Genomic DNA, 11,605 nt, shown 5'->3' on the forward strand with positions numbered 1-11,605 from the left:
CGTTGCGCCATAACGTTTTTCGCATGCCACTCATCGAAGTCAGCAACCTCCGCAAGACGTACGGGGAGCACGTCGCGGTCGACGACGTTTCGTTCCACGTGGAACAGGGCGAGATCTTCGGGATCCTCGGGACCAACGGCGCGGGCAAGACCACCACCGTCGAATGCCTCCAGGGCCTGCGGACGCCGGACTCCGGCACCCTGTCGGTCCTCGGCCTCGACCCCGGCAAGGACCACGCCGCGCTGCGGCAGCGCCTCGGCTCGCAGCTCCAGGAGAGCCACCTGCCGGACAAGATCAAGGTCCACGAGGCGCTCGACCTCTACGCGTCCTTCTACGCGAACCCCGCCGACACCGGTGACCTGCTCGCGAAACTGGGTCTCACCGAGCAGCGGGACAAGTACTTCGGCAAGCTTTCCGGCGGGCAGAAGCAGCGCGTCTCGATCGCGCTCGCGCTGGTCGGGCGCCCCGAGGTCGCCGTCCTCGACGAGCTGACCACCGGACTGGACCCGCACGCCCGCCGCGACACCTGGAAGCTCGTCGAGACCGTGCGCGACACCGGCGTCACCGTCCTCCTCGTCACGCACTTCATGGACGAGGCCGAACGCCTCTGCGACCGCCTGGCGATCTTCGACGCCGGTCGCGTGGTCGCCACCGGCACCCCCGGCGAACTCCGCGACCGCGTCGGTAAATCCACTTTGGACGAAGCCTTTGTGGCCCTGACCGGCCGCGACCGAGAGCATGAGACGAAATGAACACGCTCGCCAAGATCACCCTCACCGAAACGAAAATCGCCCTCCGCACGCCGGGATTCGTCATCAGCGGGCTTCTCCTGCCGACGGCCATCACGGCCGTACTCGGGATGATCCCCGGTATTCGCGCGGAGAGCGGCACGACGACGGGCATGCGTTTCCTCGACGCCTGGGTGCCGTCGATGATCGTGCTCACGATGGCCATGATGGGCCTGCAGGCGATCCCGGGGATCATCGCGTCCTACCGCGAACAGGGCGTCCTCCGCCGCTTCGCCACCACCCCGGTGCACCCGGTCCAGTTGCTGCTGGCGCAGCTGATCATCAACGTCACCGTGACGATCGGCGGGGTCGGCATCCTCCTCGTGACGGCGGGCGTCGTCTTCGACGTCCCCAGCCCCCGTCACCCGCTCGGCTTCCTGCTGACGTTCGTCCTCGGCACGATCGCGATCTTCGGCCTCGGCCTGATCGCCGCGGCGGTCGCCAAGACCAGCCGCGCCGCGGGCGGGATCGCGATGATCGCCTACATCCCGGTCATGTTCCTCGGCGGCGTCTGGCTGCCGCGTCCATTGCTTCCGGAGGCCGTCCGCGACATCGGCGCGTACATCCCGCCTGGCGTCAAAGCGCTCGAAGACGCCTGGACCGGCACCGGCGCCCAGCCGCTGCAACTCGCCGTTCTGGCGGCTTTCGCGATGGGCAGTTGTGTCGTGGCGGCGAAGCTTTTTCGCTGGGAGTGACGACGGCTTCCGCCAAAGTGGTGATGATGATCGTTTTCTCTTGTGGCCCGGGCCGCGGGTGAGTAGTCAGGTAGATGGCCCACGTTCACCGTGTCTCTCTCGGAGGTTCGATGTCTCTGGATGTATCACCCGCGCTGCTGGAGAAGGCCGAGCGCGGGGAGGTCTCCGACGCCGAATTCGTCGCCTGTGTCCGGGAGTCCCTGCCCTACGCCTGGACCGTGATCACCGGTGTCATCGCGGAGGCGGAGGGCGCGGCCGATGGGTTCGCCGACAACGAGACGCCGCCGCCGAGCGAGGCCGAACGCGGCCAGCTGCTGCGAGCGCTGGCCTCGGACGCCATCCGCGGCGGGCTGGAACGGCACTTCGGCGTGAAGCTGGCCTTCCAGAACTGCCACCGCGTCGCCGTGTTCAAGAAGTCCCAAGTGGACAGTGACCGCTACCGCGCGTTCGTCTCCGTCCGCGGCCAGCTGCTGAACCAGAGCCCGGAACTCCGCGACTGCTAACCCCTGCGCAGCGCGGGCAGGACCTCTTCCCCGATCCGCGCGATGTTCTCGAGCGTTCCCTCCGGCGTACCGGACGCTTCCACCATCATGATCACGTGGGAGACCCCGGTACGCCGGATGCTCGTTCCCAGCCGGTCGACGCAGTACTCCACGCCGCCGATCGGGTGTAGCTCGCACAGCCGGTCGGTGTAGGAGACGGGATCCTTGTCGAGCCCACGCTTGCCGTCCAGGTACACGTGCCCGGCGAATCCCTCCTTGAGAGAGCCCGGCAACGCGGACCGCACGACGTCCAGCGCGTCGTCCCCGACCTGGCACATCACCGTCGAGACATGCCCGGCGGCGGAATCCCCGTACGCGGCAAGGGTTTCGATCTTGCCGTCGTCGTCGGTGTGCAGCCCGAGCAGCATCGGCAGCCCGCGCTCGGCGGCGAGCCGGACCGCGCGTGAGCCGGCGTCCCCGCAGGCCACGACCATGCGCGGAGCCCGCTCCGGCCGCGGCACCATCGGCACCTCGCGGAACGCGAAGTGCTCCCCCTCGGCGGAGACGGTCTCCGACGTCATCGCGGCCAGTAGCAGGTCGAGACTCTCCTCGAACCCGGTTTCGTAGCGGGACGCGCCGGTGCCGAAGACCTCCAGGTCCTGCCACGGCCCACCCCGGCCGACACCGATCCGCAGCCGTCCGCCGGAAACCGCGTCGAGCAGCGACCACTGTTCGGCGAGCGCCACCGGATGCGCGACCGACAGCACGCTCACCGCGGTGCCGACGGCGATCCGCTCGGTGCGGCCCAGCACGTGCGCGGCGAGGGTGATCGCGGACGGGCAGACGCCGTACGGCATGAAGTGGTGCTCGGCGAACCACACGTCGTCGAACCCGGCCCGTTCCGCGGCGATGGCGGCGTCGACCGACCGGCGCAGGACATCGGCGTCCTCCTGTCCCGGAAACCGCCCGGAGACGAGGAAGACGCCGAACCGCGCGTCTACTGGACGCTCACTTCGTTGAACCACAGGCGCGGTTCCAGCCACGGGAAGACGACGAACATCAGCAACGCCACGATCCCCAGCGCCAGCACGACCGCCGTCGCCAGCTTCACCGCGAAGGGGCCCGGCAGCTTGCGCCAGATCCAGCCGTACATCAGCGCGCCTCCGAGATCTTGGGCAGGAGTTCGGCGTAGGAGCCGACCTGGTTCTTCGGCACCTGCTGAGCCAGCACCGCGTGGATGATGAGCCGTTCCTTCGCCGAGAACTTCGGGTGACACGTCGTCAGCGTGAGCAGCGAGACCTGGTCGGCCTTCGGCAGGATCTCCGGGTCCTTGTACGGCACCGGGTTCACCGTGTCGCCCTTGGTCGGGAACACGATACGGCGGCCGTTGGTCTCGCCGTAGGCACCGCCGTCGGGGGCGTTCGGGTCACGCAGCGTCCCGACGTTCTTGCACTTCGGCTGTGCGCCCTTGCCCGCGGCCCAGCCTTCGACCTCGTCCTTGTACGGCAGCACCTTGTAGATGTAGAAGTCGGTCTGCGTCTCGATGATGATCTGGTCGCACGAGCTGAGGTTGTCCAGGTCGTTGAACGGCGCGCCCTTGCCGACCCGGTGGCCGGCGATGGCGAAGTTGCCCGGCTCGCCCGGCAGCGCCGTGCCCTTGTAGTGGCCGGGCCCGACTTCGAGCGCCGCCTCGGTGGTGCCTTCCTGGATGGTGAAGTTGAAGTCGGCACCGAACACCGGGATGTGGATCCTGGCGAACGCCTTCCCGTCGACCAGGTCGGGATGCAGCTGCCGGTCCTTGCCCCACTCACCGTCCAGTTCCGAACTCGCCTCGGACTGCTTGCCGGCGGAGAAGAGGTCGGTCACGTAGACCTCGTAGACCATGAACAGCAGCACCACGAGGCCCGCCGTGATGAGCAGCTCGCCGACGGTCCGGATGGCGGCGCCGCCCTTGCCCAGTTCGCGCGGCGGCGGCCGTTCCTCGGTCGCGGTGCCACCGCCGACCGGTTCGAAGATGACGGTCTCTTCGGTCGACCCCGGTGGCGGCGCGGGACGACGGCGCGGCGGCGGCGCGTCCGTCCGGCGGCGCGCCGGAGGTCCGTCGTACGCCCTTCCCTCCGGCGGCCTCCGTCGAGGCGTCGGCGCCTCTCCCGGGGCCCGGCGCGGCGGAATTGCGTCCTCCGGCCTACGCCGGGGGGCCGGACGGCCCCCACCGGGTGGTCGTTCGGAGTACCGCCGCCGGTCTCCGCCCGGCTCTTCCCGATCAGCCACCACGCAAAGCTCCTCAGTCTCGGACCAAGCCGCAGTATCGAACCGGCACAGTGTCGAACCGTGTGTGACACCATTGTCACAGTGCGGGAAATCGACCGGTCCCGGACGGTGCCCAGCGGCGCTCGTTTACGTTAACGTGTGCACGTGGCGCTGGTTGCGCACCCGAAAGCGGGTCATCGCCACCAGGGAAGCCGAACAGTACGCGAGGAACACGATGCCGAAGTCCAAGGTCCGCAAGAAGACGGCGTACACCCCGCCGACCGACCGCCGCACGCCGGTGAAGGTCAAGGCCGCGGGCCCGTCGAATCTGTTCTACAAGATCGTGATGTTCGGCCTCATGTTGATCGGCCTGATGTGGCTGGTCGTCAACTACATCGCGGGCGACAAGATCCCCTTCATGGCGGATCTGGGCAACACGAACTTCGCCATCGGCTTCGTGCTGATGATCGCCGGGTTGCTCATGACGATGCGGTGGCGGTGAGCATTACCCCGGATGGCGGCTTGACGCCTAATTACACCGGTGTGACTCATCCCCAGTGTGGATAACCCCTGTGGATAACTACCCCACCTCCTGGGCGCCGCAGCAGAACGTTGTGGTAGTGGCCTGGGTGATCACACTGTTGTTGCTGGCAGGCGTGCTGTGGCTGGCCTTCGGCGGCGACGTCGGCGGCACGATCCTGACCGGACTCGCGATGCTGTCCGTGGGCGCGCTCGCGCTGCACGGCACCCTGCTCCGTCCCCGGCTGGCCGCCGGACCCGACGGAATCCTGGCCAGGACCGTGGGCGGCGCGCACCGCTACTCCTGGTCCGAAGCCCGGCTGCGGGTGCGCACGACACGACGGCTCGGCCGGGACAGCCTGACCCTCGAGGTCGAATCCGGCGACCACCTGCTGGTGTTCGGCCGGATCGACCTCGGTGAGGACCCCAGGGACGTCCTGGACGTCCTCACCGCCCTCAAGGGTCAGGCGTTGTCGTAGTAGTGGACGTCGCCGTTCGGGCCGTGTGACCAGCCCGGAACGGCCGGGCCGACGGCGGGCGGCGCGTACTCCCCGTAGATCTCGTACGGCGCGGCCGGCGAGCAGATCGGGTTGATCTTGACGACGCAGTTGCGCAGCGACCCGCTGAATTTCGCTTTGACGTGCCGGGGCCGCTGGTCCTCGACCACCGCTTGGCCCGCGGTGATCTCCCAGCCGGTGGCGGCGCCCGGCCCTGTCGTGCCGACGGTCTGCGTCGCCGCCGACGACGTGACGCCGGGATCGCCGAAGCAGATTTTCAACGCCGCGTCGACGTAGGCGACACGCAGCGTGATCGCACTGCCCGAGCCGAGGAAATAGCGTTTGGTGTAGGTCTGGCAGGTCTCGGCGGCTTGCCCGGCCTGCGCGACCGACGGTGCCAAGGCCGACGCCATCAGGGCGACGGCGGTGAGAGCTGCTGCTTTCCGGATCTTCATCTCAACCCCCAAGTTGATGATGTCAATGATCAACTCGAAGGTACCCGGCCTTGTTGCTTCTCCACCGGGTTTTCGGATAACCCACTCGAGGGAACCGGGACTACTCCGGGTAGCAGACGTACGTGGGCGCGCCCCGGCTGGTGGTGAGCTCGCAGGACGCGGAAATCGTCTGCGAGTCCTTCCAGACGATGAGCCCGATCATCGCCACCACGACGATCGCGATCCCGCCGAGCTGCCACTTCAGCCGGTTCTTTTCCGGGGCGTACAGCAGCGCGAAGGTGGCCACCAGACCGGCGACGAAGCCACCGGCGTGGCCGAGGATCGAGATGCTGGGCACCTGGAAGGTGATGAAGACGTTCAGGCCGAGGATGACCAGCAACCAGGTCGGATTGAGCCTCAGCTTGATGACGATGACCGTGTACGCGCCGATGAGCCCGAAGATGGCGCCGGACGCGCCGACCACCGGACCGGCGTCGAGACCGTTGAAGACCAGGTTCGCGGCCGAGCCACCGAGCAGCGAAACGAAATACAGCACCGTGAACGGGACGCGGCCGAGCGCGGTCTCCAGCGGGCGGCCGACGAACCACAGCGAGAACGCGTTGCTCGCGATGTGCAGCAGGCCGTACTGCAGGAAGCCCGAGGTGAGGATCCGCCACCATTCGTCGCCGGCCAGCGTCGCCGGATTCCACAGCTGGCCGAGCTGGAAGAGCTCGGAGAAGTTGTTGTTCACGATGCTGCCGGACTGGGCGACCGTGATGAAGAAGATGATGACGTTGAGCGCCAGGAGGACAGGCGTCACGACGGCCGTTTGAGCGGGCTGGGCGCCCGCGAGGGTGCGCGCGCCGTAACCCGCGTCGCGGTACTGCTTCTGCTGGGCTCGGTCCTGTTGCCGTCCTGCCTGGATGCAGTCGGTGCAGTGGAAGCCGACGGCGGCTTCGCGCAGGCAATCCGGGCAGGCCGGACGCTCGCAGCGTGAACAGCTCAGCCCGGTCGGCCGGTTCGGGTGCCACCAGCAACCGGGCATGGCGGCCTGCTGGTACTGGGGATTCGGTGGTTGGCTCACGATGCCACCAACCTACCGAAATCCCCCGTAACCGGCTCTACGATCAGCCCTCGCGGCTGATGCTGACCTTCTCGATGACGATGTCCTGCAGCGGACGGTCGGCCGGACCGGTCGCCGTGCGGCCGATCGCGTCGACGACGTCGCGGGAAGCCTGGTCCGCGACCTCACCGAAGATGGTGTGCTTGAAGTTCAGGTGCGTCGTCGGCGCGACGGTGATGAAGAACTGCGAGCCGTTGGTGCCGGGTCCGGCGTTGGCCATGGCCAGCAGGTACGGCTTGGAGAACTGGAGCTCCGGGTGGAACTCGTCGCCGAACTTGTAGCCGGGGCCGCCGCGGCCGGTGCCGGTCGGGTCGCCGCCCTGGAGCATGAAGCCGTCGATGACGCGGTGGAAGATCGACCCGTCGTAGAACGGGCCCGAGTTCGTGCCCTGCGCGTTGGGCTGGGTGTACTCCTTGCTGCCCTCGGCGAGCCCGACGAAGTTCGCGACCGTCTTCGGCGCGTGGTCGGGGAACAGGTTCAGGTTGATGTCACCCTGGTTGGTGTGCAGAGTGGCCTTCAGCGCGCCACCAATGAGGGATCCCTTGCTTTCAGTCACGAGCTTCATCGTGCCATCTGCGGCAAGATCTGGGGAAAAGGGGCACGATAGGTTACAAGCAACGAAGCAGAATCAAAACGATTGATGAGGTGAAGGCCATGACCCGGGCCGCAGATTCGGTGAGCGAGTCGGCGAAGGCCGGCGCGCTCGGCCTGCGCAAACGTGCCGTCGAGGCGGGTAAGGAAGCCACCGCCCACGCCGTCGAGGTAGCCGAGCAGAAGCTCTCCGAGAGCGCCGGTGAGATCGCTAAGACCAGCCGTCGCGCGCGCAAGAAGCTCGCGAAGAAGACGGAACTGACCCGCAAGGAGCTCAAGCGCAGCTCCAAGGCGGCTCGCAAGGAGGCGCTGGCGAGGATTTCCGAGATGCGGAAGCCGGGCCGCAAGGCCCGCAAGGCCGCCATCCAGGCCGCGAAGTCCGCCGGTGAGTCCAAGCGCCGGGGCAAGAAGGACTTCAAGGCCGCGAAGAAGGACTTCAAGGCCGCGCTCGTCGAGGCGAAGTCGGCGGCCAAGGGGACGCGCAAGCGTCGTCGCTGGCCGTGGGTGATCGGTATCGCGGTCGTCGGCGCCGGTGCCGCGTACGCGCTGCGTTCCAAGCAGGAGCCGCCGGTCGCGCCCGCGCCGCCGAAGGCTCCGCCCGCTCCTCCGGCCAAGCCCGCTGCTCCGGCCGCGGCCGCGCCGAAGCCCGCACCGGCGAAGCCTGCCGCTCCCGCGAAGCCCGCCGCTTCCGGTCCGGCCGCGGGTTCGGGTGCGGCCAAGCCCGCGGCTCCGAAGAACGGGCACCAGGCTTCGAACGCCAGCTCCGCCGACAAGAAGAACTGACGCCTCACTCTTTTCTGCTTGTCGCGAAGGGTCGCCCAGGACCACTCACCGGTCCTGGGCGGCCCTTTCATGTTCCGGGGACGAGTTCGTAGCCCGCTTCTTCGACGGCGGCGCGGACGACCGCGACGTCGAGATCCCGGTCGCTGGACACGGTGACCGTGCCGTCGTCGACGTCCACCACCACGCCGGTCACGCCCGCGATGGTCTCGATCTCCTCGGCGATGAAACCCGCGCAGTGCCCGCAGGCCATTCCGCGCACGGTGTAGGTGCGCGCGCTCATGTCGACGGCACGGTGCGGGTCAGCGTGTGTCCCCGGCGCATCCGGCCGTCGGCGGCGAACTCCCCGAAGAAGTAGACCTCCATCGTGAGGTCCTTGCCGCGATTCGTGACGTGCAGGGTGCTCCGCGCGGCGATCCGGTCGCCGTTCGCCATCGCCTCGTGTACTTCCATCCGACCGGCAGGCCGGTTCTTGCGGACCGGACGGGTGTGCGCGACGAGCTTGTCCCGGTCCATCCGGTGCCCGTCGGCGATCTGCACGATGTCCGGCGTGTGATAGCGGTCGACGATCACGCCCGCGTCTTCGTCGCTGTTCACCAGTTCGTCGTGGAAGGACTGGTGGAAGTCCGCGATGAACTTCTTCGGATCGGTGCCGTGAAAGGGCGTCATCGTGCTCCCCAAGCCGCCGGATTTATCTCTTACATGTTGTAAGATATCCGCGGAACGGTAGCTTTGACAAGGTGTCAGAATTACGAAGGGGCGCCGCCGCTCCCGACGTGATGTCGAGAGCGGACGGCGCCCCTTCGGGTGTTCGGCTCAGCGCGTGGCTGAACGGGTCACGCGTTCGCGGCGTGCTTGTCGATCAGCTGGCCGAGGCGGGGAAGGGCCTCCTCGACGTTCTTCTTGCCGTTCGGGCGCAGCTTCGAGTAGACCTTCTTGATGCTGTCGCGGCTGCTCTTCTCGGCGCGCGAGTCGGTGACCGACAGGAGCGCGTCCGAGGCCTCGTCGCTGCGGCTGACCAGGTAGGCACCGAAGTCGTTGCCACCCTTGGCCTTGTAGTCGCCGTAGAACGGCTCGAGCGCACCGGTGAAGTCGTCGAGCAGGGTGTCGACGGCGGCGGGGATGATGCCCGGCTTGATCTTCTTGACGGCGGCGAAGCCGGTCTTCACGACGGCACCCGAAACGCCGCCCTTGTCCGAGACCTCGGCGTCGACGAGACCTTCGAAGTCGCTCACGACCGCCGGGCGACGGCTGGAGTCGAGCAAGATTTCCTTGAGGGTGTCAGCCACGAAACCTGTCCTTTTGTCTTATGGGGAGAAATGATCTTTTGTGCCGCCGAGCCACACCGCAAGGCGGCCTCCGCCGGATCTGGCGCCCGCGCTGGTCCCGCGAAACCTCGCGCGTGCGGCACAGGGTAGTACAAGATCAACTTCACTCTGACGTGTGGATACCACTACCTAGAGCTTCAGCTCACCGATAGCCTCCTTCGCCACCGTACGTGCTTTGATGCTCTGCTTCTGGTTGGTGGTCACGACAACCGCGTTCCCGCCCTTCGCGACGGCGTAAACGGCGCCTTCCCCGGAAGGCTGGTAGCCGCCCTTCCAGCCCGCCGGTTCGTCGGCCGGGTTCGAGGTGTCGATGGGCGCGGCCTGGTCCACCAGTGCCTTGGCCACGGCGGGTTCCCCGACGTACACGCGCACGGTGAGCTGCAGTTTCCCGCTCAGCGCATAGAAGAAACACGTCGGATGCGGCTGATCGGCCGAGGTCTTGACCTTGGAGACCTTCTGACCGTTGGCGTCCGAGACGAAGTCGGTGCCGAGATACGGGCACGGGCCTTTGCCGGTGGGTTCCGGGGCGGGCGGGATGCTGGGCGCCGCGGTCTTCGACGGCGCGGGCGAACTCGCCGCGGGCGGCGGCTGTTCCGTCGGCCCGCAGGCCGCCAGCAGCGGCACGACGAGCGGCAAGATCAGAAGACGTCGCATAGTGGCGTCCAGTGAAGCAGATCGCCGTTTTCGTGCGACGATGGCGCTGCGCGAGGAGTCTTCGGGAGGGTCAGTGCTCAGCAAGGAGCAGTACCTGGGTGCGGTGGCGGAACGTATCCAGCGCAGCGGGGGCAGGCTGAACACCGTCCAGATCGGCCCGAGCGCGGCCGTCGTGGGGCTGTTCACCGAGTCCGTGATGATGTCGACGATGAACTACTGCGTGGTCGCCGCGGCGATCCCGGAGGTGACCGCGCCCGCGTTGTACGACTTCACCGGGCTGGCGACGCAGCACGCGCGTGCGAACGTGATGGGCACGGTCGGCTGGACGGCCGCTTCGGTGGTCATCGCCGGGCTGATCGGCGACCGCGTGTACCCGGACGCCGCGCAGGCCGCGTCGGCGAAATCCGGCAACCAGTTCGGCGGTGAGACGCGCATGGTGGCCGTCGACGTTTCGGCGGCGCAGATGTACGCGTTCGTCGGCGGGAAGCTGTGGGGCGCGGCGGTACAGGGTTCGGTCAACGCGAAGCTGACGTTCTGTTTCCCGCAGCCCGCCGAGGTCTATCAGCAGGTGCAGTGGGCGCAGTCGCAGGGCCAGCAGCCACCCATGCCGCCTGGGCCGCCGCCCGGTCAGCAGCCGCCTCCCGGCTGGCAGCCACAGCAGCCACCGCCACCGCAGTACCCGGTCGGGCCGCCGCCCGCGCAGGGTCCGCCGCCGGGGCAGCATCCGCCGCACTATCCGCCGCCCGCGCCCGGTTATCCGCCGCAGCGCCCGCCGGGGTACTGATGAACCGCACGTTGCGTGGCTGGCCGTCGTTCCCCGAGGAACTTCCGGAATTCGACATCGAGGCCGCACCGGGGACCCCGCGCGAGCTTTTCCTGGAATGGCTCGACGAAGCGGGCGAACACGTACTGGCGCCGCACGCCGTCACTCTGTCCACAGTGGACTCCGAGGGGGTGCCGGACGCGCGGGTGGTGATCCTCAAGGACGTCGACGGGGACACCTGGGCGGTCGCGACGAGTTCCGAAAGCCCGAAAGGTGTTCAGCTGGCGAAGAATCCGTTCGCCGCGCTGACCTTCTTCTGGCCGGGACGAGGCCGTCAGGTGCGCCTGCGCGGCCCGGTCTCGGCCGCCGATCCCGAGGTGTCCGCCGCCGATTTCACCGCCCGGCCGCCGGCGTCCCGGGTGGAGGCGTTCATCGGCAGGCAGTCCGAGGTGCTCGGAGATCCGGCCGATCTCGACCGCGCGGCCGCGGAAGCGGAGCGGTGGGTCGAGGAGAATCCCGGCGTGGCACCGGAAACCTGGACCCGCTACCTGGTGACGCCGTCCGAAGTGGAGTTCTGGCAGGCGAGCCACGACCGGCGGCACAGGCGGCTCCGTTACCGGCGCGAGCACGGAAGCTGGCACAAAGAACGCCTCTGGCCATAAACGGTAACTGGGAACGACGATCGTCGGGTTGTCGTGGAT

The 11,605-nt window shown here is 67.8% G+C and carries 18 protein-coding genes; 8 read left to right on the forward strand and 10 right to left on the reverse strand.

The annotated features are described in order from the left end of the window. Window positions 1-23: 23 nt before the first annotated feature. The 3 genes from CVV72_RS28960 (at window position 24) to CVV72_RS28970 (ending at window position 1,986) form a co-directional block, all read left to right on the forward strand. Complete coding sequence (locus CVV72_RS28960) at window positions 24-752, forward strand: ABC transporter ATP-binding protein (protein WP_219146812.1); 729 nt, start codon at window positions 24-26, stop codon at window positions 750-752. Further along, window positions 749-1,483, forward strand: coding sequence for an ABC transporter permease (locus CVV72_RS28965; RefSeq protein ID WP_219146815.1), 735 nt, complete (start codon window positions 749-751; stop codon window positions 1,481-1,483). The genes CVV72_RS28960 and CVV72_RS28965 overlap by 4 nt, the downstream gene beginning before the upstream one ends. Window positions 1,484-1,593: 110 nt before the next feature. Beyond that, a complete protein-coding gene (locus tag CVV72_RS28970) occupies window positions 1,594-1,986 on the forward strand; it encodes an SCO5389 family protein (protein ID WP_005161845.1) in 393 nt (130 codons plus the stop codon). Here the strand turns inward: CVV72_RS28970 and CVV72_RS28975 are convergent. From CVV72_RS28975 to CVV72_RS28985, 3 genes are read right to left on the reverse strand one after another with little or no spacing between them, the layout of a single operon-like run. Next, complete coding sequence (locus CVV72_RS28975) at window positions 1,983-2,990, reverse strand: LLM class flavin-dependent oxidoreductase (RefSeq protein ID WP_219146817.1); 1,008 nt, start codon at window positions 2,988-2,990, stop codon at window positions 1,983-1,985. The genes CVV72_RS28970 and CVV72_RS28975 overlap by 4 nt on opposite strands. Beyond that, window positions 2,963-3,118 carry a hypothetical protein gene (locus tag CVV72_RS28980; RefSeq protein ID WP_005161850.1) on the reverse strand — a complete coding sequence of 52 codons (156 nt, stop codon included), beginning with the start codon at window positions 3,116-3,118 and terminating at the stop codon, window positions 2,963-2,965. Before CVV72_RS28980 ends, CVV72_RS28975 begins: the two co-directional genes overlap by 28 nt. Further along, window positions 3,118-4,137 carry a class E sortase gene (locus CVV72_RS28985; protein ID WP_219154194.1) on the reverse strand — a complete coding sequence of 340 codons (1,020 nt, stop codon included), beginning with the start codon at window positions 4,135-4,137 and terminating at the stop codon, window positions 3,118-3,120. Before CVV72_RS28985 ends, CVV72_RS28980 begins: the two co-directional genes overlap by 1 nt. Before the next feature lie 313 nt (window positions 4,138-4,450). Here CVV72_RS28985 and crgA point away from each other — a divergent pair, with 313 nt between their 5' ends. Together crgA and CVV72_RS28995 are read left to right on the forward strand one after the other, a co-directional pair. Beyond that, entirely contained in the window at window positions 4,451-4,717 is a 267-nt protein-coding gene (gene crgA, locus CVV72_RS28990; protein ID WP_034322048.1) for a cell division protein CrgA, read from the forward strand. A 118-nt stretch (window positions 4,718-4,835) separates the two neighbouring features. Beyond that, window positions 4,836-5,213 (forward strand): PH domain-containing protein, encoded by a 378-nt coding sequence (locus CVV72_RS28995; protein ID WP_219146819.1) that lies wholly within the window; start codon window positions 4,836-4,838, stop codon window positions 5,211-5,213. Here the strand turns inward: CVV72_RS28995 and CVV72_RS29000 are convergent. The 3 genes from CVV72_RS29000 to CVV72_RS29010 form a co-directional block, all read right to left on the reverse strand. Next, entirely contained in the window at window positions 5,198-5,686 is a 489-nt protein-coding gene (locus tag CVV72_RS29000; protein ID WP_219146821.1) for a hypothetical protein, read from the reverse strand. The two genes, CVV72_RS28995 and CVV72_RS29000, sit on opposite strands and share 16 nt — an antisense overlap. Before the next feature lie 100 nt (window positions 5,687-5,786). After that, window positions 5,787-6,749: a rhomboid family intramembrane serine protease gene (locus tag CVV72_RS29005; RefSeq protein WP_219146823.1), complete on the reverse strand. Its 963-nt coding sequence runs from the start codon at window positions 6,747-6,749 to the stop codon at window positions 5,787-5,789. Between the two features lie 43 nt (window positions 6,750-6,792). Then, window positions 6,793-7,353, reverse strand: coding sequence for a peptidylprolyl isomerase (locus tag CVV72_RS29010; protein WP_034321953.1), 561 nt, complete (start codon window positions 7,351-7,353; stop codon window positions 6,793-6,795). Window positions 7,354-7,442: 89 nt separating this feature from the next. On the opposite strand from CVV72_RS29010, the gene CVV72_RS29015 reads away from it, so the two are divergent. Further along, entirely contained in the window at window positions 7,443-8,162 is a 720-nt protein-coding gene (locus CVV72_RS29015; protein ID WP_219146824.1) for a hypothetical protein, read from the forward strand. A 67-nt stretch (window positions 8,163-8,229) separates the two neighbouring features. Here the strand turns inward: CVV72_RS29015 and CVV72_RS29020 are convergent, their stop codons facing one another. The 4 genes from CVV72_RS29020 to CVV72_RS29035 form a co-directional block, all read right to left on the reverse strand. Continuing rightward, a complete protein-coding gene (locus CVV72_RS29020; protein WP_219146825.1) occupies window positions 8,230-8,442 on the reverse strand; it encodes a cation transporter in 213 nt (70 codons plus the stop codon). Beyond that, entirely contained in the window at window positions 8,439-8,828 is a 390-nt protein-coding gene (locus CVV72_RS29025) for a nuclear transport factor 2 family protein (protein WP_219146826.1), read from the reverse strand. The genes CVV72_RS29020 and CVV72_RS29025 overlap by 4 nt, the downstream gene beginning before the upstream one ends. A 167-nt stretch (window positions 8,829-8,995) precedes the next feature. Further along, window positions 8,996-9,448: a hypothetical protein gene (locus tag CVV72_RS29030; RefSeq protein ID WP_034321948.1), complete on the reverse strand. Its 453-nt coding sequence runs from the start codon at window positions 9,446-9,448 to the stop codon at window positions 8,996-8,998. A 168-nt stretch (window positions 9,449-9,616) separates the two neighbouring features. Then, window positions 9,617-10,141: a DUF2020 domain-containing protein gene (locus CVV72_RS29035; protein ID WP_219146827.1), complete on the reverse strand. Its 525-nt coding sequence runs from the start codon at window positions 10,139-10,141 to the stop codon at window positions 9,617-9,619. Window positions 10,142-10,214: 73 nt separating this feature from the next. On the opposite strand from CVV72_RS29035, the gene CVV72_RS29040 reads away from it, so the two are divergent. After that, window positions 10,215-10,925, forward strand: coding sequence for a hypothetical protein (locus tag CVV72_RS29040; protein ID WP_219146828.1), 711 nt, complete (start codon window positions 10,215-10,217; stop codon window positions 10,923-10,925). Then, window positions 10,925-11,566, forward strand: coding sequence for a pyridoxal 5'-phosphate synthase (locus CVV72_RS29045; RefSeq protein ID WP_219146829.1), 642 nt, complete (start codon window positions 10,925-10,927; stop codon window positions 11,564-11,566). Before CVV72_RS29040 ends, CVV72_RS29045 begins: the two co-directional genes overlap by 1 nt. Window positions 11,567-11,605 lie beyond the last annotated feature (39 nt).

It is taken from the genome of Amycolatopsis sp. TNS106 (assembly GCF_019330265.1).
GTDB classification, from domain to species: domain Bacteria; phylum Actinomycetota; class Actinomycetes; order Mycobacteriales; family Pseudonocardiaceae; genus Amycolatopsis; species Amycolatopsis lurida.

Excerpts from the sequence above, each read along its gene's own strand:
- CVV72_RS28965 (WP_219146815.1), top strand. The coding sequence starts at position 749 with ATGAACACGCTCGCCAAGATCACCCTCACCGAAACGAAAATCGCCCTC.
- CVV72_RS29020 (WP_219146825.1), bottom strand. The coding sequence starts at position 8,442 with ATGAGCGCGCGCACCTACACCGTGCGCGGAATGGCCTGCGGGCACTGC.
- CVV72_RS29010 (WP_034321953.1), bottom strand. The coding sequence starts at position 7,353 with ATGAAGCTCGTGACTGAAAGCAAGGGATCCCTCATTGGTGGCGCGCTG.
- CVV72_RS29025 (WP_219146826.1), bottom strand. The coding sequence starts at position 8,828 with ATGACGCCCTTTCACGGCACCGATCCGAAGAAGTTCATCGCGGACTTC.
- CVV72_RS29015 (WP_219146824.1), top strand. The coding sequence starts at position 7,443 with ATGACCCGGGCCGCAGATTCGGTGAGCGAGTCGGCGAAGGCCGGCGCG.
- CVV72_RS29045 (WP_219146829.1), top strand. The coding sequence starts at position 10,925 with ATGAACCGCACGTTGCGTGGCTGGCCGTCGTTCCCCGAGGAACTTCCG.
- crgA (WP_034322048.1), top strand. The coding sequence starts at position 4,451 with ATGCCGAAGTCCAAGGTCCGCAAGAAGACGGCGTACACCCCGCCGACC.
- CVV72_RS29000 (WP_219146821.1), bottom strand. The coding sequence starts at position 5,686 with ATGAAGATCCGGAAAGCAGCAGCTCTCACCGCCGTCGCCCTGATGGCG.
- CVV72_RS28960 (WP_219146812.1), top strand. The coding sequence starts at position 24 with ATGCCACTCATCGAAGTCAGCAACCTCCGCAAGACGTACGGGGAGCAC.
- CVV72_RS29035 (WP_219146827.1), bottom strand. The coding sequence starts at position 10,141 with ATGCGACGTCTTCTGATCTTGCCGCTCGTCGTGCCGCTGCTGGCGGCC.
- CVV72_RS28970 (WP_005161845.1), top strand. The coding sequence starts at position 1,594 with ATGTCTCTGGATGTATCACCCGCGCTGCTGGAGAAGGCCGAGCGCGGG.
- CVV72_RS28980 (WP_005161850.1), bottom strand. The coding sequence starts at position 3,118 with ATGTACGGCTGGATCTGGCGCAAGCTGCCGGGCCCCTTCGCGGTGAAG.